Origin of the sequence: Kitasatospora sp. NPDC017646, assembly GCF_044329365.1 — a bacterium.
In the GTDB taxonomy this organism is placed as follows: domain Bacteria; phylum Actinomycetota; class Actinomycetes; order Streptomycetales; family Streptomycetaceae; genus Kitasatospora.
Genome location: NZ_JBIRJC010000009.1, coordinates 219,711 through 238,093 on the forward strand (window position 1 = coordinate 219,711; position 18,383 = coordinate 238,093).

The window sequence follows — 18,383 nt, forward strand, 5'->3', positions numbered from 1 at the left end:
GCCCGAGGGGAGGAACGGGTCATGAGGATCAGCGTCCTGGGGCTCGGCTACGTGGGCTGCGTGTCGGCCGCGTGCCTGGCCAGTCTGGGCCACGAGGTCATCGGGGTGGACGTCAACCAGGTGAAGGTCGACCTGGTCAACGAGGGCAAGGCCCCGGTGGTGGAGGAGCGGATCGGCGAGCTCGTCGCCGAGGTCGTGCGGACCGGAGCGCTGCGCGCCACCGGTGACGTCCGCGAGGCGGTGACGGGCAGCGAGGTGTCACTCGTCTGCGTGGGCACGCCGTCGGAGCCCAACGGCAGCCTGTGCACCACCTACCTGGAGCGGGTCGCCGAGCAGGTCGGTGCCGCGGTGGCCGAGCGGGGCGGGCGGCACACCGTCGTGTTCCGCAGCACCATGCTCCCGGGCACCTGCCTGAACCTGCTGGTGCCGATCCTGGAGAAGCATGTCGGCGGCACCGCCGGCGCGGACTTCGGGGTCGCGGTCAACCCGGAGTTCCTGCGCGAGGGCACCAGCGTGCGGGACTTCTTCGACCCGCCCAAGACCGTCATCGGCGAACTCGACCCGGCCAGCGGCGACGTGGTCGCGGCGCTGTACGAGGGACTGCCCGGCGAGGTGTTCCGGGTGCCGGTCCCGACGGCCGAGGCGATCAAGTACGCGGACAACGCGTTCCACGGTCTCAAGATCGGCTTCGCGAACGAGCTGGGCGCGGTCTGCCAGGCGCTCGGGGTCGACTCCCACCAGGTGATGGACGTCTTCCTCGCCGACCGCAAGCTGAACATCAGCCCCGCCTACCTGCGGCCCGGCTTCGCCTTCGGCGGCTCCTGCCTGCCCAAGGACCTGCGCAGCCTGGTCCACGCGGCGCAGCGCGCCGACGTCTCGGTGCCCATCCTCTCCCATGTGCTGCCCTCCAACTCCGACCACCTGCAGCGCGCGATCGAGCTGGTCGAGCGCACCGGCAGGCGCCGGGTGGGCCTGTTCGGCCTGTCCTTCAAACCCGGCACCGACGACCTCCGCGAGAGCCCGCTCGTCGAACTGGCCGAGCGGCTCTTCGGCAAGGGCTACGACCTGCGGATCTACGACCCCAACGTCAACCTCTCCCGGCTGCTCGGCGCCAACCGCGAGTACATCGAGACCCGGCTACCGCACCTCGCGCAGCTTCTCGCGGAGTCCGTCGGTGAGGTGCTCGACCATGCCGAGGTGTGCGTGGTCGGGACCAGGGACCCGGCCGTGCTGTCGGCCCTGCCCCACGGCGGCGGCCCGGCGGTCGTCGATCTCGTCCACCTTCCCGACGCCGACGCGCGCCGGGCCGAACCGGGGTACACGGGCCTTGCTTGGTGACACATCGTTCGACGACACGGGCGGCGGCGGGCGGACCCGTCGCGCGCTGATCCTGGTGGAGAACCTGTCCGTGCCGTTCGACCGGCGGGTGTGGCAGGAGTGCACGACGCTGCGCGACGCGGGCTGGACGGTCGACGTCATCTGTCCGCGGGGGAGCAAGCGGGACACCGAGCCGGAGGCGGTGATCGACGGGGTGCGGATCCACCGCTACCCGCTGCGCGCCGCCACCGGGGGGCCGGCCGGCTACCTCCAGGAGTACGGATCGGCGCTGTGGCACACCGCCCGGCTGGCCCGCAGGGTCGGCCCGGTCGACGTGGTCCACGCCTGCAACCCGCCCGACCTGCTGTTCCTGCCGGCCCTGTGGCTGAAGCGGCGCGGCGCGCGGTTCGTGTTCGACCAGCACGACCTGGTGCCCGAGCTGTACCTCTCCCGGTTCGACCGCGGCGAGGACCTGCTCCACCGCGCCGTGTGCGCGCTGGAACGGTGGACCTACCGGGCCGCGGACGTCGTGCTCGCCACCAACGAGAGCTACCGGGAGGTCGCGCTCAGCCGGGGCGGCCGGCGCCCCGAGGACGTCTTCGTGGTGCGCAGCGCGCCCGACACCGAGCGGTTCCGGCCGGTGCCGCCGGAGCCGGAGCTGAAGCGCGGCAAGCCCCACCTGCTGTGCTACCTCGGCGTCATGGGCCCACAGGACGGCGTCGACTACGCCCTGCGGGCCCTGGCGAAGCTGCGCGAGGAACTCGGGCGCAGCGACTGGCACGCGGTGTTCGTGGGCGGCGGCGACACCTTCGAGGCGATGGTGGACCTGTCCCGGCGGCTCGGGCTCTCCGACCAGGTGCAGTTCACCGGGCGCGTGCCCGACGCCGACCTGGTGCGCTACCTGTCCACCGCGGACGTGTGCCTGTCCCCGGACCCGCGCAACCCGCTCAACGACGTGTCGACCATGAACAAGGTCCTGGAGTACATGGTGATGGGCCGGCCCATCGTCTCCTTCGACCTCCGGGAGGCGCGGGTCTCCGCCGGTGACGCCGCCGTCTACGCGCCCGCCAACGACGAGGGCGGCTTCGCCCGGCTCATCGCGGAGCTGATGGACGACCCGGAGAAGCGGGCCTGGATGGGCAAGCTGGGGCAGGAGCGGATCAACGGGCCGCTCGCCTGGCGGAACTCCCAGCGCTCGCTGCTCGCGGCCTACGCCGCAGCCTGCCGCCCGAGGCCGCGCCGTTGAGCGACGACACGATACGCCTGGTCACGATCGGCCGGATCCTGCGTCGGCGCTGGCGGCTGCTCGCCGTCCTCGCCGCGCTGGGTGCGCTCGTCGGCTACAGCAGCTCGCTGCTGTTCCCGCCGAGCTACACGGCGTCGGCATCGGTCCTGCTGCCCGGGGTGTGGCAGGACCGCGAACTGCTGACCCAGGCGGAGATCGCGACCAGTTCGGTGGTGGTCGACCGCGCGGCCGCCACGCTCGGCTGGACCGGGGTCAGCGGCGGCGCGCTGCGGGACCGGGTGAGCGCCACGGCCACGGACGGCAACATCATCAAGATCTCCGGCACGGCCGACACCCCGGAGCGCGCCCAGCAGCTCTCCGACCAGGTGGCCCAGCAGTTCGTCACCTTCGCCGGGCGGATCGCGGGCGACAGCGCCGACCCCGAGGCGGCGCAGCCCGAGGCGCTGCGGCAGCTGGTGGTGCAGGCCAGCCGCCGCATCACCGACCTGGCCGCGTCGGCCGATCCGGGGCGGACCGTGGAGAGCGTGCAGACCCGCACCGAACTGGAGAAGCTGCGCACCACGCTCCAGGACGCCATCAAGAAGCTGGACCAGGCCGACCCGGCCGCCAACAAGGCCAACATGGTCGTCATGGGATCGGCGCCCCGGCCGTCCGGCGAGGCGCCGCCGACGAGGGCCCAACTCATCGCCGCCGGGGCGCTGTTGTTCTTCCTGCTCACGGTCGTCGGCCACCTCACCGCGGCCCGGATGAGCCGCCGGCTGCGCACCGGAGCGGAGATCGCCGCGGCGCTCGGCTCGGCGCTGCTCGGCACCGTCGACGTCCCCTGCGGGCGGAGCGCGCACCGGCCGCATGGGCGCGGCCCGCGGGCCGTGATCCGCCGGCTGCTGGGCCTCGACGTCCGGTGGGACCTGCCGACCCCGCAGGCCTCCGGCGACGAGGCGAGCCGGAAGCTGCGCCACCGGCGGGTGTGCTCCCGCCTCCGGGACCGGCTTCCGCAGGTCCGGCGGCTGTTGGTGCTCGTCCCGGACGGCGACGAGACGGCCCGCCGGGCCGCCGGGCAGCTCGCCGCCGAGGCGGGGGACGATCCGCGGCTGCGGGTGGTGGGCGTACCGGTGGACCGGCCGCTGGTGCCGGACGGCGAAGGCGAGTCCGGTGCCCTGGTCGTGCTCAGCGCGGGCAACTGGACCGCGGAGCAACTCGCCGGGATCGCCGGGGCGTGCGCCGACGCCGGGCACGAGGTCGTCGGCATCGTCGTCGCCGGCCCGGTGCGGGACCGTCCGGTGCGTCCGGCCGGCCGCCACCCGGACGGACACGAGCCGGCCGCCGCGGCCGTCGGGCCGGTGCTCGCGGTCGGCGATGACGCGGGGAGAGGTCCGGGGTGACGACGAGTACGGCGTCGGAGCCGTCGGCCGCCGCGCCACTGCTGGACCTCCAGGCTCTGGTGGTCGCCGTCCGCAGGCGCCGCCGCCTCTGGTGCTCCCTGGCGCTGCTCGGGCTGCTGCTCGGCGCGGCCGCGGCGCTCCTGCGGCCGCCGCCGCCGACCGCGGTGACCAAGGTGCTGGTCGCGCACCAGGCGGACCAGCCGAACGACCCCGGAACGCTGATCCGCACCGACGTCGCCCTGCTCCAGACCACCGGGATCGCCGACCAGGCCCTGAGGGCCCTCGGATCCCCGGAGAAACCGGAGGACTTCATGCGGGACTACGGCGGCACCGGCCTGACCAACAACCTGCTCCAGATCACCGTGACGGGCCGCAGCGGCACGGAAGCGGTGGCCCGGGCCGAGGCCCTGGCCGACGCCTTCGTGGCGGACCACGTGAAGCGGATCAAGGACGCCGCGGACGCCGAGGCCAAGGCCCTGCTCGACCAGCGCGACCGGATGCGCGACCAACTCGCGCAGGTGAACCAGTCGATCGGCGACGCCTCGAAGCAGACCGGGCCGAACGCGTCCACGAACCTGGAGTCGCTCTATGCCGAACGGGCCGAACTCACGTCCCGCATCACCGACTTCGGTCAGCGCGCCGCAGAGGCGCAGGTCGGCACGCCCCGGCTCGTCGCCGGCACCCGGATCGTGGACGCCCCGCGCGCGGTGCGGCAGTCCCTGCCGAAGACCGCAGCCACCGACGCCGCGATCGGGCTCGTCCTCGGGCTCGTCCTCGGCATCGCGGGGGCCGCCGTCGGCGCGGTGGTGGCGGACCGCCCCGTGCTGCGCCGAGAGATCGCGGCGAACCTCGGCGCCTCCGTCATCGCGGAGCTGCGCCGGGTGCCCCGCCGCCCGGCCGGCCGCTGGCAGCTCCGGCGGACCCGGGCGGCACGGACCAGGCTCACCACCACCCTGGCCCGCACCCTGGGCGGCTCCGCCGAGGCGGTCTCGCTGCTGGAACTGGGCTGCGCGCAGAGCACCGGCGCGATCGCCCTGGACCTCGCCGGGGCACTGGCCGGGGAGGGGCCGGTGGTCGTCGTCGACGGTCTGCCCGGCTCCCGGCTCGCCGGGCGCCGCCCGGAACCGGGGGACCCGACCGTGGTCGACGGCGAGCGGGCCGCGGCCCTGCCGCCCGGGCAACGCCGGCTCGGCGTCGGCTCGGTGGCGCCCGGCACGACCTGGACCGACCTGAGCCACCTCGGCACCCGGACCGTCCTCGTGGTGCGCGCAGGGCACGTCAGCGCCGCCTGGCTGCACACCGTGGCGCGCCGGCTCGCGGACCAGTGCATCCCGGTGCTCGGGGTGGTGCTGATCGACCCCGATCCGCGCGACCGGACCGACGGCACCCTCTGGGACGGCCCGCACACCGCGCTGCGCGACCGGGACGGGCCGCCGGCCCGGCAGAACCGGGCGGGCCGGCGGCGGACGGAACGGACGGAACGGACCGAACGGACGCAACGACGACCGAGGTGGACCGCACCGGTCCCGGACGACGACCAGGAGGCGAGGTAGGACATGTGCGGTATCGCGGGAACGTACCGGTGGCCGGACGGGAAGGCCGTGACCGACCTGCTCACCGACACCCTCGCCCACCGGGGCCCGGACGGAGCTGGCCGGTACAGCCACCCCCTCGGCGACGGCGACGTGCACCTGGGGCACCGCCGGCTGGCCGTCATCGACCTGTCCGGGACCGGCGCCCAGCCGATGGCCTCGGACGGCCTGGTCCTCACCTACAACGGCGAGCTGTACAACGCGCCCGAGCTGCGTGCCGAACTGACGGCCGCCGGGGTGCGCTTCCGCGGCACCTCCGACACCGAGGTGCTGCTGGAGGCCTGGCGGCGCTGGGGCACGGACTGCCTGCCCCGGCTGCGCGGCATGTTCGCGTTCGGGATCTTCGACGAGCGCACCGGTGAGCTGGTGCTCGCCCGCGACCAGCTCGGCATCAAGCCGCTCTTCCTGCTCCGGCGCGGCGAGGGCCTGGTGTTCGCCTCCGAGCTCAAGGCGCTGGCCGCAGCCACCGGCGGGTCCCTGGAGGTGGACCACGCGGCGCTGGTGGCCTCCCTGCTCTACTACTGGGTGCCGGACTCGCGCTGCGCGTTCCGCGGGGCGGAGAAGCTGCCGCCGGGCAGCTGGCTGCGCTGCCGGCCCGACGGCCGGGTGGAGCGCGGCCGGTACTGGCACCTGCGGGAGGTCGCCGCCGAGGGCCGGGAGCGGGCCCGGGCCGGCGAACTGCCGGATCTCGCCGCCGTCGTCGAGGACTCGACGCGGCGTCACCTGCTCTCCGACGTCCCGGTGGCGACCTTCCTCTCCGGCGGACTGGACTCCAGCTATGTGACCGCGCTGGCGGCCCGCGACCACCCCGGGATCTCCGCGTACACCATCGGCTTCCGCGCCGAGGACGCCAGGTTCGAGGCGATGCCGGACGACCTGCGCTACGCCCGGCGGGTGGCCGAGCGCTTCGGCGTCGACCTGCACGAGATCGAGATCGCCCCGGACGTGCTCGACCTGCTGCCGCGGATGACGTACCACCTGGACGAGCCGATCGGCGACCCGGCCGCGATCAACACCTTCCTGATCTGCTCGGCCGCCCGGGAGGCCGGGGTCAAGGTGCTGCTCTCGGGGATGGGCGCCGACGAGCTGTTCGCCGGCTACCGCAAGCACCTGGCCAACCGGCTCGCGCTGCGCTACCAGCGCGTCCCGCGGCCGCTGCGGCGCGGCCTGTCCGCCGCCGTGGACCGGCTGCCGGTCGCCACCGCCAGCCGGGGATTCCGCTCCGTGCGGTTCGCCAAGCGCTTCCTCTCCTTCGCCGACCTGCCGGAGGAGACCGCGTTCCGGCGCAGCTACACCATGTACGACCGGGACGAACTGCTCGCCCTGGTCGATCCGGACCTGGCCGGGGCGGTCGAGGACGTGCTGACCGAGCACGCGGACGTCTACCGGGACAACGACCTGGACGACTTCGTCAACCGCATGTGCCTGGGCGACGCCCGGATGTTCCTGCCGGGCCTCAACCTCGCCTACACCGACCGCTCCAGCATGGCCGCGTCCACCGAGGTGCGGGTGCCGTACGTGGACGTCGAGGTGGTCAGGGCCGCGTTCACCGTCCCCGGCGACCGCAAGATCGTCGGACGGCAGGGGAAGGCCGTGCTCAAGGAGGCGGCCACCTCGGTCCTGCCCCGGGAGATCGTGTACCGGCCCAAGGGCCTGTTCAGCGCACCGCTGCGCGCCTGGATGAGCCGGGACCTGGCACCGCTGGTGCGCGAGGTGATCGACGACGGCGCGCTGGTGCGGTCCGGCTTCCTGCGCCGCGACGCGCTGGCGCGGCTCGTCGCCGAGGACGCCGCCGGGCGGCGGGACTTCTCCAAGCACCTGTGGCACGTGCTGACGCTCGAGTACTGGTACCGCGGCGCGACCTCCGGCCACGGCACTCACTAGACGGCGCAGGGCTCATCCGACGGCTTAGAAGCAAGGGGGCTTCCGGTGAAACAGGTTGTGCAGAACTACAAGAGCGGCGAGCTGGCGGTGCTCGACGTGCCGGTGCCGGGGTGCAAGCCGGGCGGGGTGCTGGTCCGCAGCGCCTTCTCGCTGATCTCCACCGGCACCGAGCTGATGAAGGTGTCCGAGGCCGGCATGTCGATGCTGGGCAAGGCCCGTTCCCGGCCGGACCAGGTGGCCAAGGTCATGCAGAGCGTGGCCACCAACGGCCTGCCCGCCACCTACCGCAAGGTGATGGGCAAGCTGGACTCCTACACGCCGCTGGGCTACTCGCTGTGCGGGGTGGTCGAGCAGGTCGGCGCCGGGATCGACGACGTGAAGGCCGGCGACCTGGTGGCCTGCGCCGGCAACGAGCACGCGCTGCACGCCGAGCTGAACTGGGTGCCGAGGAACCTCTACGCCCCGGTTCCGGACGGCCTCGCGCCGCGGCACGCGGCCTTCGGCACCGTCGGGTCGATCGCCCTGCAAGGCGTGCGCCAGGGCGAGCCGCAGCTCGGCGAGGTGGCGCTGGTCATCGGCCTCGGCCTGATCGGGCAGCTGGTGGCCCAGCTCCTCACCGCCTCGGGGGTGCGCGTCGTGGGAGCCGACCCCGACCCGGTGCGCTGCGAACTGGCCGAGCGCCTGGGCGCCGTGGCCTGCGGCGATCCCGGGTCCGCGGCCGTGGCGAACGTCGTCGGCGAGCTGACGGACGGTCACGGCGTGGACCAGGTGTACCTGGCCGCGGGCGGCGGCAGCAACCAGCCCGTCGAGCTGGCCGCCCAGCTGAGCCGGGACCGCGGCCGGGTCGTCGACATCGGCAAGTGCCGCCTGGACCTGCCGTGGAACGCGTACTACGAGAAGGAGCTCGACGTCCGCTTCTCCCGCTCCTACGGCCCCGGGCGCTACGACCCGGAGTACGAACTCGACGGGCGGGACTACCCGATCGGCTACGTGCGCTGGACCGAGCGCCGCAACCTGGCCTGCTTCCTCGACCTCGCCGCCCGCGGCCGGGTCGACGTGGAACCGCTGATCTCCCACATCGCCGACTTCGAGGACGCCGTGGAGACGTACCGGCGTTTGGAGGACGGCGAGTTGAAGGCCGTCGCCGTGCTGTTCCGCTACCCCGGGGCGGCGGGGGACGGGAAGGCGGAGGCCCCGACGGTGGCGGTGCCCGCAGTGCGCCGCGCCGCCACGGCGTCCGCCCCGGCCCGGCCTTCCGGGTCGCCGGTGCGGCTGGCCTTCGTCGGCGCCGGGAACTACGCCACCTCGATGCTGCTGCCGAACCTGGCCCGGCGCGAGGGGGTCGCGCTGTCCACCGTCGTCACCACGACGGCGCTGTCCGCGGCCAACGCCCAGCGGAAGTTCGGCTTCGCCCGGGCGACCACCGACCTCGACGCCGTGCTCGGCGACGCGTCCATCGACGCGGTGTTCGTGGTCACCCGGCACAGCTCGCACGCCGACCTGACCCGCAGGGCACTGCTGGCCGGCAAGACGGTGTTCGTGGAGAAGCCGCTGGCCCTCACCGGGGACGAACTGGCCGGCGTGCTCGCGGCGGTGGAGGAGTCCGGCAACGACCGCTTGCAGGTGGGCTTCAACCGCCGGTTCGCGCCGCTGCTGCGGGAGGCCAAGGCCCGGTTCGGCGCCCGCACCGGCCCGGCGAGCCTGCGCTACCTGGTCAACGCGGGCCGGTTGCAGCACGGCAGCTGGTACCTCCGACAGGGCACCGAGGGCTCGCGGTTCGCGGGCGAGGGCGGCCACTTCGTCGACACCGCGAGCTGGCTGCTGGAGGCCGACCCGGTCTCGGTGTACGCGGTCGCCCCGTCCGGCAACGAGGACCTCCAGGTCGTGCTGCGCTACCCGGACGGCTCCACCGCCACCCTCAGCTACGTCACCACCGGTGCGCCCGGCTTCCCCAAGGAGACGCTGGACCTGGTCGCGGACGGCAAGGTGCTGAAGCTCGACGACTTCGTCCGTGCGTCGGTGCACTTCGACGCCGCGGCCGGCCGCAGGCGCTGGGTCAGCTCCCGGCTGCCCAAGGCCCGGGACAAGGGCCAGTCCGCCGAACTGGCCTCGTTCGTCAGGGCCGTGCGCACCGGCGGCCCGATGCCGGTGCCGCTGGAGTCGCTGGTCGCCACCACGGCGGCCACCCTCGCCGTGCAGGCCGCCCTGGCCGGCGGCGCGCCGGTGGCCCTGGCGGACGCCCGATGACCACGAGCGCGGGCTGGTACCTGCGGCGGCTGTCCCGGATGGGACCGCAGGAGGTCGGCGGCCGGGTCGGCGACGCGGCGCGCAGGCGGTGGTGGCGGTCGTCGGTGCTGCCGCACGGCCCCAGCGTGACCGGTGCCCGGTTCACCGCCGTCCTGCCCGCCGGGACGATCGCCGCGGTGGCGCCGGACGCCGCGAAGCGCCTGCTCGCCGAGGCGGACCGGCTGATGGACGGCCGCGCGGAGTTCTTCGGGGTCGAGCGCGACGACCTGTTCGCCCCCGACTGGTGGCGCGACCCGAAGACCGGGCGCCGAGCCCCGGCCGGCCACGCCTTCGACGTGCCGTACCGCGACGAGGACGCGGTCGGGGACATCAAGCAGATCTGGGAGCCGTCCCGGCACCAGTACCTGACCGTGCTCGCCGCCGCCCACGCGGTCACCGGCGACGAGCGCTACGCCGAGCGGGTGGCCGAGCACCTGCGGTCCTGGTGGGCGGCCAACCCGCCGTTGCGCGGCGTGCACTGGATCAGCGGCATCGAGCTGGGCATCCGGCTGCTGTCATGGGTGTGGATCCGCCGGCTGCTCGACGGCTGGCCGGGCGCGGGCGCCCTGTTCGAGGGCAACCCCGTCGCGCTGGAGCAGATCTGGCACCACCAGCGCTGGCTGGCCGCCTTCCCCAGTCGGGGGTCCTCGGCGAACAACCACGTCATCGCCGAGGCCGCCGGACAGTTCGCCGCGGCCTGCGCCTTCGGCTGGTTCCCCTCCTCGGCGCGCTGGCGCTCCGGCGCGCTGCGGTCGCTGGAGCGGCACCTGCGCGCCAACACCTTCCTCTCCGGCCTCAACCGCGAGCTGGCCACCGAGTACCACGGGCTCGTCCTGGAACTCGGCCTGGCCGCGCTGGCCGAGGCGGACGCGGCCGCCGTGCCCGTTCCCACGACGATCCGGCTGGTGCTGCTGCGGATGACCGACGCGCTCGCGGCCGTCGTGGACAGCCGCTCGCGCCCGCCCCGCCAGGGGGACGCGGACGACGGGCACGGGCTGGTCCTGGACGGCGCGGGCACCGACCGCTGGGCCTCGCTGCTGGCCACCGGGGACGCCGTGTTCGGCCGGCTCGCCTGGTGGCCGACGGTGACCGGCACCGACGTGCGCACCCCGCTGCTGGCCGCGATGGTCCGGCCGTACGGGAAGGACCGGACCGTGGACCGCCCGGCGAGCCGCCCGGTCCACTTCCCCGACGCCGGGATGACGATCCTGCGCGGTCCGGGGGAGATCTGGTGCCGCTGCGACGGCGGCCCGCACGGCTTCCTGTCGATCGCCGCGCACGCCCACGCGGACGCGCTGTCCGTGGAGGTCCGGCACGACGGGATCGACGTGCTCGCCGACCCCGGGACGTTCTGCTACCACGGACAGCCCGAGTGGAGGCGGTACTTCCGCTCGACCCTGGGCCACAACACCCTGGAGGTGGACGGCGAGGACCAGTCCCTCTCCGGCGGCCCCTTCCTGTGGACCCGGCACGCGCGCACCCGCGTCCTGGTCGCGGACACCTCCGACCCGGGCGCGGCCCGCTGGTGCGCCGAACACGACGGCTACCGGCAGTCGGTGCACCGCCGCCGGGTGGAGCTGACCGCCGCCGGCCGGGAGTTGCGGGTGGTCGACGAGCTGCGCGGCCCGCGGCGGGCCGTGCGCCTGGCGTTCCACCTCGGCCCGGCGATCACCGCGGACCTGACGGGCCACCGGGCCGAGCTGACCTGGACCGGGGACGGCGAGGACCGCTCAGCCGTGCTCGACCTGCCCGGGCAGCTGTCCTGGCAGGCGCACCGCGGCGAGACCGACCCCCCACTGGGCTGGTACTCCGCCGGCTTCGGACGCAGGGAACCCGCCACCACGCTGGTCGGCACCGGCTTCACCGACGGCGCGCAGGGGTTCACCACCGTCCTCGGGTTCCGGGGCTAGGGGGAGCGAGGGTGGGCATCAAGAGGTGGCACCGGGGGGTGTCGGCGGCGGCGCTGCTGGCGATGGCCCTGCTGACGGCGGCCGGCTGCACGAGCAGCTCGGACGCCCCGCCGGAGCCGACCGCCGCGCCGACCGGCTCGGCGGCCGTCGCCCGGGTGTGCGCCGGCCCCGCGGCCGGACCGGCGGACGCGCCGACCGGCGCGGTCACGGTCGACCCCGCGGTGGTCGGCGACCTGGCGGCGAAGACCAGGAACAGCCCCCCGCACACCACCTTCTGGCTCCAGCCGGGAACACACACGCTCGCCGCGGACCGGTACGCCCAGGTCGTCCCCAAGGAGGGGGACAGCTACCTCGGCGCGCCCGGCGCGGTGCTCGACGGCCGGAAGACCAACGAGTACGCGTTCAGCGGCGCCGCCACTGACGTCACCATCCGCCACCTGACCGTGCAGGGCTTCGTCGCGCCGCAGAACGAGGGCGTGGTCAACCATGACTCCGCCGACGGGTGGGTGATCGAGCACACGACGATCCAGGACAACTCCGGTGCCGGGCTGATGGCCGGCGCCCACCAGCGGGTCCGCGCCGACTGCCTGCGCGGCAACGGCCAGTACGGCATCAACGCGTACAAGTCCGGTGCCCCCGTCAGCGACCTGCTGGTCGAGGGCAACGAGATCACGGGCAACGACACCGACCAGTGGGAGCGGCGGCAGCCCGGCTGCGGCTGCACCGGCGGCGTCAAGTTCTGGGCCGTCAACGGCGCCGACGTGCGCGGCAACTGGGTGCACGACAACCGCGGACCGGGGCTGTGGGCGGACACCAACAACAACGACTTCCGCATCGAGGACAACGTGCTGGAGGCCAACGACGGCGCCGCGCTGATCTACGAGACCAGCTACAACGCGGTCATCCGCGACAACACGATCCGGCGCAACGACTGGGTCGAGGGCCGCAACGCCGCCGACCGCGGCGACGACTTCCCGTACGCGACCGTCTACCTGTCCGAGTCCGGCGGCGAACCGCGGATCCCGGCCCGCACGGACCGGATCGAGATCTACCGGAACGTGCTGGAGGACAACTGGTCCGGGATCACCCTGTGGGAGAACGCCGACCGGTTCTGCAACAGCCCGGCCAACACCTCGTCCGGCGACTGCACCCTGCTGGTGAAGAAGACCGACAGCTGCTCCCAGCCGACGATCGCCACCCCGCCGCTCTTCGCCGACTGCCGGTGGAAGACCCAGCGGGTCGACATCCACGACAACCGCTTCGCGCTGGACCCCTCCGTCGTCGGCTGCACCGTCAAGTGCGGCCGGATGGCGGTGCTGGCCAACTACGGCACCTATCCGGACTGGTCGCCGTACAAGGGCGAACCGGTGGCCGAGGCGATCACCGGCGAGCAGCAGAACCGCTGGCACGACAACACCTACCTCGGACCGTGGAGCTTCGTCGCCCACGACCCGAGCCGCGCGCTCGACTTCGGACAGTGGCAGGGCCGGCCCTACCAGCAGGACGCGGGCAGCACCTTCCGGCCGCGGGCCGGTGGTTGAGGTGGGCCGGGACCTGACCCGCGAAGGGCCGGCCGGGGGCACCGGACAGCCGCTGTCCGCCGCCGGTCCGCGCCCGGCCGGCCCACCCGGGACCGTCGAGCTGATCTGGGGGCTGCTGATCCTCAACACCCTCGGCTCCGCCGGGGCGGTGACCATCGTCCCGCTGCCCCGCTCCCTGATCCAGATGGCCACCATGGGCGCGCTGGTCTCCGCGTTCACGCTGGCGCTCGTCCTCAACCTGCGGCTGCGCATCCGGGCCAGCGCCTTCCTGTGCCTGCTCACCCTGCTGCTGGTGCTGAGCGTCGTCTCCAGCGCCCACCTGGAGTCCGGGTTCGGCGCGCTCTTCCGCTGCTTCCGGCTGGCGCTCTTCGTCGGCACGCTGTGGCTGCTCAGCCGCTGGTGGGACGGCGGGCCGACGTTCGTCCGGTACCACGTCCGGATGTACTTCGTGGTGCTCGTGTCGGTGGCCGCCGGCCTGGCCGTCTCACCGGGCGCGGCCATGCCCGAGCTCTACGGCGGACGGCTGGTCGGCGCCCTGTGGCCGCTCACCCCGCCGCAGATCGGCCAGTACGCCGCGGTGATCACCGGCCTCACCGTGCTGCTCCTGCTGGGCCGCCGCACCACCGGTGCCGGCGCGGCGGCGATCATCGTGCCCTCACTCGTCCTGCTCGCGCTGACCCACACCCGGACGGCCACGCTCGGCCTGATCATCGCGCTGGCGCTGGCGATCGGTTCGCTCGTCCTGACCAGCGCAGCCGCCCGAAGGTTCTTCGGCTGGGCGGTGCTGTGCGCCACCGTGGCCGCCGTCGCGCTGAGTCCGCTGCTGGAGGCGTGGTTCCTGCGCGGACAGAGCCAGGAGAACTTCTCCAACCTCACCGGCCGGGCCAAGGTCTGGGACGCCCTGCTGGCAGCGCCCCGAACCACCCTGGAGCAGCTGTTCGGCACGGGCCTGGGCGACAAGTCCTTCGGCGGGCTGCCGATCGACAACAGCTGGCTGGCCGTCTACAACGAACAGGGCCTGACCGGCACCGCCATCGTGGCGGCGGTCTTCCTCGCGCTGGGCGGCGTCGCCCTGCTGCGGCCGCCGTCGCTGTCGAGGGCCTGCGCGATCTTCCTGATCAGCTACTGCGCGATCGCCTCGTACACCGAGGCCGGCCTCGGCGACGCCTCGCCGTACCTGCTGCACCTGACCGTGGCCGCCTCGCTGCTGGCGGCCCCCGCCGCTCCCCGTCCGACGCCCGAAGGGGTGAACTGACCATGCACGTCCTCGTGGTGCACAACCGCTATTCCTCGGCGCAGCCGAGCGGGGAGAACCGGGTCGTCGACCAGGAGGCGGCGCTGCTGCGCGGGGCCGGCCACCGGGTCGAGGTGTTCGAGCGGCGCAGCGACGACATCGCCGCCCGGTCCCTGCTCGGCAAGGCCGCGGTGCCCCTGCTGGTGCCGTGGAACCCGGCGGTCCGCGCGGAGCTCACCGCCCGGCTGCGGGCCGGCCGGCCGGACGTGGTGCACGTCCACAACGTCTTCCCGCTGCTGTCGCCCGCGGTGCTGTCCGCCTGCGCCGACGCCGGGGTGCCCGCCGTCGCAACCCTGCACAACTACACCCAGATCTGCCCGCCGGGCACCCTGCAACGCGACGGCCGGCCGTGCACCGAGTGCGTCGGGGGGTCACCGCTGCCGGCCGTCCGGCACGGCTGCTACCGCGGCTCCCGGCTGGCGACGGTGCCGCTCGCGGTCGGCCTGGCGGCCAACCGACGGCGCTGGTGGACCGGCGTGGAGCGGTTCTTCTGCATCTCCGCGGCGCAGCGCGACGTCCTGGCGCGGAGCGGGTTGCCGCCCGAACGGCTGGTGGTGAAGCACAACTTCGTGCCGGAGCCGGGAGTCGGCCGCACCGGCGCGGGCGAGCACCTGCTCTACCTCGGCCGGCTCGCGGAGGCCAAGGGAGTGCGGCTGCTGATGGCCGCGTGGGACCGGCTCGCAGCGGACGGCGGGGTGGGCGTGCCGTTGGTGGTCGCCGGCGCGGGCCCGCTGGAGCAGGAGGTGGCCGCCTGGGCGGCCGGCCGGGACGACGTGCGGTACGCGGGCCTGTACGACCCGGCCCGGTGCCGGGAGGCCGTCGCGCGGTCGGTGGCCGTGCTGGCGCCCTCGACCTGGCTGGAGGCGTTCGGCCTGGTGGTGGTGGAGGCGATGGCGGCCGGGGTGCCGGTCGTCGCCGCCGGTCACGGCGCCTTCGTCGAACTCGTCGAGGACGGGGTGACCGGGCTGCTGCACCGGCCGGGCGAGGCGGCCTCGCTCGCGTCCGGCATCCGCCGGATCACGGCCGAGCCGGGCCGCAACCAGGAGATGGGCCGGGCGGCCCGCCGCCGTTACGAGCAGGGGTTCAGCCCGGCCGTCGGGCTGGAGCGACTGCTGGAGGGGTACCGCACCGCGATCGCGGGTCGGTCCGGCGGCGCGGAGGGCGCGCCGCCGGTAGGGAACGCACACGCTGGCCCGCGACGGGGATCCCGCGCGGGCAGGAATGGGGGCACCACATGACACGCTGCCGACTCTGCGGTTCGACGGCGCTGGGGAGCGTCGTCGACCTGGGGGCGACCCCGCCGTGCGAGAGCTTCCTCGCCGCCGACCAGCTCGACCGGCCGGAACCGGCGTACCCGCTGCACCTGCGGGTCTGCACCGACTGCTGGCTCGCGCAGATCCCCCCGCTGATCACGCCGGAGGAGACCTTCACCCAGTACGCGTACTTCTCCTCCTACTCCAGCTCCTGGGTGGAGCACGCCCGCACCTTCGTCGACGGCGCCGTCCAGCGCCTCGGCCTCGGCCCGGACGCCTTCGTGGTCGAGGTCGCCAGCAACGACGGCTACCTGCTCCGGCACGTGGTGGACCGGGGGATCCGCTGCCTCGGCATCGAACCGTCGGTGAACGTCGGCGCCGCGGCGCGGGAGGCGGGCGTGCCCACCCTCACCGAGTTCCTCTCCCCGGACACCGGCGCGGCCGTCCGCGTCGAGCACGGCCCGGCGGACCTGGTGGTGGCCAACAACGTGTACGCCCACATCCCCGACGTGGTCGGGTTCACCCGGGGGCTGCGCGCCCTGGTGGCCGACGACGGCTGGGTCTCCATCGAGGTGCAGCACCTGCTGACCCTGATCGAGGAGAACCAGTACGACACCATCTACCACGAGCACTTCCAGTACTACACGGTCGCCTCCGCGGCCCGGGCGCTGGCGAGCGGCGGACTCACCCTGGTGGACGTCGAGCTGCTGCCCACCCACGGCGGCTCCATCCGGCTGTGGGCCCGCCCGGCCCGGGCGGCCGGCGGGCCGAGCCGGCGGGTGGCCGAGGTGCTGGACCGGGAGAAGGCCGCCGGGCTCCAGGAGCTGTCCGGGTACACCGAGTTCTCCGCCCGGGTGGCCAAGGTGCGCCGCGACCTCCTGCGGTTCCTCATCGACGCGGCGGAGCGCGGCGAGACGGTCGTCGGCTACGGCGCGCCGGGCAAGGGCAACACCCTGCTCAACCACTGCGGCATCCGGCCCGACCTGCTCCCGTACACCGTCGACCGCAACCCCTACAAGCACGGCCGGTTCACCCCGGGCGCCCGCATCCCGATCCTGGCGCCCGAACGGATCAGCACCGACCGGCCGGACTACGTCCTGGTCCTCCCGTGGAACCTGCGGGCCGAACTGGTCGAGCAGTTGTCCTTCGTGCACGAGTGGGGCGGCCGACTGGTCTTCCCCATCCCGGAACTGAGCATTGTCGAGGTCAAGCCGTGAAGGTCGTCCTGTTCTGCGGCGGTTACGGGCTGCGCATGCGCAGCGGAGCCTCCGACGACGTGCCCAAGCCGATGGCCATGGTCGGGCCGCGACCGCTGATCTGGCACGTCATGCGCTACTACGCGTACTACGGGCACACCGAGTTCATCCTCTGCCTCGGCTACGGTGCCCACCACATCAAGGACTTCTTCCTCAACTACGAGGAGACGACGTCCAACGACTTCGTGCTGCGGGGCGGACGGACCGAGCTGCTGTCCACCGACATCGCCTCCTGGACCATCACCTTCGCCCAGACCGGCATCGAGTCGCCGATCGGCGAGCGGCTGCGCCGGGTGCGCCACCACCTGGACGGCGACGAGATCTTCCTCGCCAACTACGCCGACGTGCTCACCGACGCCCCGCTGCCGGAGATGATCGAGCGGTTCTCCCGGCGCGACGCCGGGGCGTCGATGCTGGTGGTGCCGCCGCAGTCCTCCTTCCACTGCGTGGACCTGGGCGAGGACGGCCTGGTCGGGGGCATCACCGCGGTGAGCGAACTGCCGCTGTGGGAGAACGGCGGCTACTTCGTGCTGCGCCAGGAGGTCTTCGACCACATCCCGGAGAACGGGGACCTGGTCGCCGACGGGTGCACCCAGCTCGCCAAGCGCGGAAGGCTGGTGGCGCACCAGCACCGCGGCTTCTGGAAGCCGACCGACACCGTGAAGGAACGGGCCGCGCTCGACCTCGCCTACGCCCGGGGCGACCGCCCCTGGGCCGTGTGGGAACGCGACGGCGCCGGTGCCCGGGCGAGGACCGCGTGATCCGGCTCGGGGCCGGGCCCCTGGACCGGATCGTCATGGTGGGCGCGCACTGCGACGACATCGCCATCGGCGCCGGCGGCACCCTGCTGACGGTGTGCCGCGCGCGGCCGGGGCTGCGCGTCGACGCGCTGGTGCTCTCCGGCGGCGGCAGCGAGCGGGAGCAGGAGGAGCGGGTCGCGCTCGCCGCCTTCTGCCCGGGTGCCGACCTGCGCCTGACCGTCCTCGAACTGCCCGACGGCCGGCTGCCCGTGCACTGGGACGAGGCCAAGGCCGCCGTCGAGGAACTGCGCGCGCGGACCGAGCCGGACCTGATCCTCGCACCGCGCACCGACGACGCCCACCAGGACCACCGAGGCCTGGCGACGCTGATGACCACCGCCTTCCGCGACCACCTCGTACTCGGCTACGAGATCGCCAAGTGGGACGGCGACCTCGGCCGTCCGTCGGCGTACCAGCCGCTGACCGCGGAGACCGCCGACCGGAAGGTGCGGCTGTTGCAGGAGCACTACCCCTCCCAGCGGCACCGGCCCTGGTACGACCGGGAGGCCTTCCTCGGGCTGGCGCGGATCCGCGGCATCGAATGCCACGCGCGCTACGCCGAGGCGTTCGCCGTCACCAAACTCACTCTCGACCTGGCCACCATCGAACTGGGGGGCTGACC

13 protein-coding genes are annotated in these 18,383 nt (G+C 73.8%); all 13 read left to right on the plus strand.

Annotated features, from left to right (window positions below; all coding sequences use genetic code 11):
- Positions 1 to 21 precede the first annotated feature (21 nt).
- The 13 genes from ACH4J0_RS17220 to ACH4J0_RS17280 all read left to right on the plus strand — a co-directional run bounded on the left by ACH4J0_RS17220 (position 22) and on the right by ACH4J0_RS17280 (position 18,381).
- Positions 22 to 1,338, plus strand: a complete 1,317-nt coding sequence (locus ACH4J0_RS17220; RefSeq protein WP_396240846.1) for a nucleotide sugar dehydrogenase — start codon at positions 22 to 24, stop codon at positions 1,336 to 1,338.
- Positions 1,328 to 2,563 (plus strand): glycosyltransferase family 4 protein, encoded by a 1,236-nt coding sequence (locus tag ACH4J0_RS17225; RefSeq protein ID WP_396240848.1) that lies wholly within the window; start codon positions 1,328 to 1,330, stop codon positions 2,561 to 2,563. Before ACH4J0_RS17220 ends, ACH4J0_RS17225 begins: the two co-directional genes overlap by 11 nt.
- The gene (locus ACH4J0_RS17230) at positions 2,560 to 3,945 is read left to right on the plus strand and encodes a Wzz/FepE/Etk N-terminal domain-containing protein (protein WP_396240850.1); all 1,386 of its coding nucleotides are present in this window, start codon (positions 2,560 to 2,562) and stop codon (positions 3,943 to 3,945) included. The genes ACH4J0_RS17225 and ACH4J0_RS17230 overlap by 4 nt, the downstream gene beginning before the upstream one ends.
- Positions 3,942 to 5,498 carry a Wzz/FepE/Etk N-terminal domain-containing protein gene (locus ACH4J0_RS17235; protein ID WP_396240852.1) on the plus strand — a complete coding sequence of 519 codons (1,557 nt, stop codon included), beginning with the start codon at positions 3,942 to 3,944 and terminating at the stop codon, positions 5,496 to 5,498. Before ACH4J0_RS17230 ends, ACH4J0_RS17235 begins: the two co-directional genes overlap by 4 nt.
- A 3-nt stretch (positions 5,499 to 5,501) precedes the next feature.
- Positions 5,502 to 7,421 carry an asparagine synthase (glutamine-hydrolyzing) gene (asnB, locus tag ACH4J0_RS17240; RefSeq protein WP_396240854.1) on the plus strand — a complete coding sequence of 640 codons (1,920 nt, stop codon included), beginning with the start codon at positions 5,502 to 5,504 and terminating at the stop codon, positions 7,419 to 7,421.
- A gap of 45 nt (positions 7,422 to 7,466) precedes the next feature.
- Positions 7,467 to 9,668, plus strand: coding sequence for a bi-domain-containing oxidoreductase (locus ACH4J0_RS17245; protein WP_396240856.1), 2,202 nt, complete (start codon positions 7,467 to 7,469; stop codon positions 9,666 to 9,668).
- Positions 9,665 to 11,617, plus strand: a complete 1,953-nt coding sequence (locus ACH4J0_RS17250) for an alginate lyase family protein (RefSeq protein WP_396240858.1) — start codon at positions 9,665 to 9,667, stop codon at positions 11,615 to 11,617. Before ACH4J0_RS17245 ends, ACH4J0_RS17250 begins: the two co-directional genes overlap by 4 nt.
- A 62-nt stretch (positions 11,618 to 11,679) precedes the next feature.
- Positions 11,680 to 13,158 (plus strand): right-handed parallel beta-helix repeat-containing protein, encoded by a 1,479-nt coding sequence (locus ACH4J0_RS17255; protein ID WP_396240960.1) that lies wholly within the window; start codon positions 11,680 to 11,682, stop codon positions 13,156 to 13,158.
- 1 nt (position 13,159) lies between these two features.
- Positions 13,160 to 14,413: an O-antigen ligase domain-containing protein gene (locus ACH4J0_RS17260; RefSeq protein WP_396240860.1), complete on the plus strand. Its 1,254-nt coding sequence runs from the start codon at positions 13,160 to 13,162 to the stop codon at positions 14,411 to 14,413.
- 2 nt (positions 14,414 to 14,415) lie between these two features.
- Positions 14,416 to 15,690, plus strand: coding sequence for a glycosyltransferase (locus ACH4J0_RS17265; RefSeq protein ID WP_396240862.1), 1,275 nt, complete (start codon positions 14,416 to 14,418; stop codon positions 15,688 to 15,690).
- The gene (locus ACH4J0_RS17270; RefSeq protein ID WP_396240864.1) at positions 15,687 to 16,922 is read left to right on the plus strand and encodes a class I SAM-dependent methyltransferase; all 1,236 of its coding nucleotides are present in this window, start codon (positions 15,687 to 15,689) and stop codon (positions 16,920 to 16,922) included. The genes ACH4J0_RS17265 and ACH4J0_RS17270 overlap by 4 nt, the downstream gene beginning before the upstream one ends.
- A complete protein-coding gene (locus ACH4J0_RS17275; protein ID WP_396240866.1) occupies positions 16,919 to 17,722 on the plus strand; it encodes a glucose-1-phosphate cytidylyltransferase in 804 nt (267 codons plus the stop codon). The genes ACH4J0_RS17270 and ACH4J0_RS17275 overlap by 4 nt, the downstream gene beginning before the upstream one ends.
- Positions 17,719 to 18,381, plus strand: coding sequence for a PIG-L deacetylase family protein (locus tag ACH4J0_RS17280; RefSeq protein WP_396240868.1), 663 nt, complete (start codon positions 17,719 to 17,721; stop codon positions 18,379 to 18,381). Before ACH4J0_RS17275 ends, ACH4J0_RS17280 begins: the two co-directional genes overlap by 4 nt.
- Positions 18,382 to 18,383: the final 2 nt, after the last annotated feature.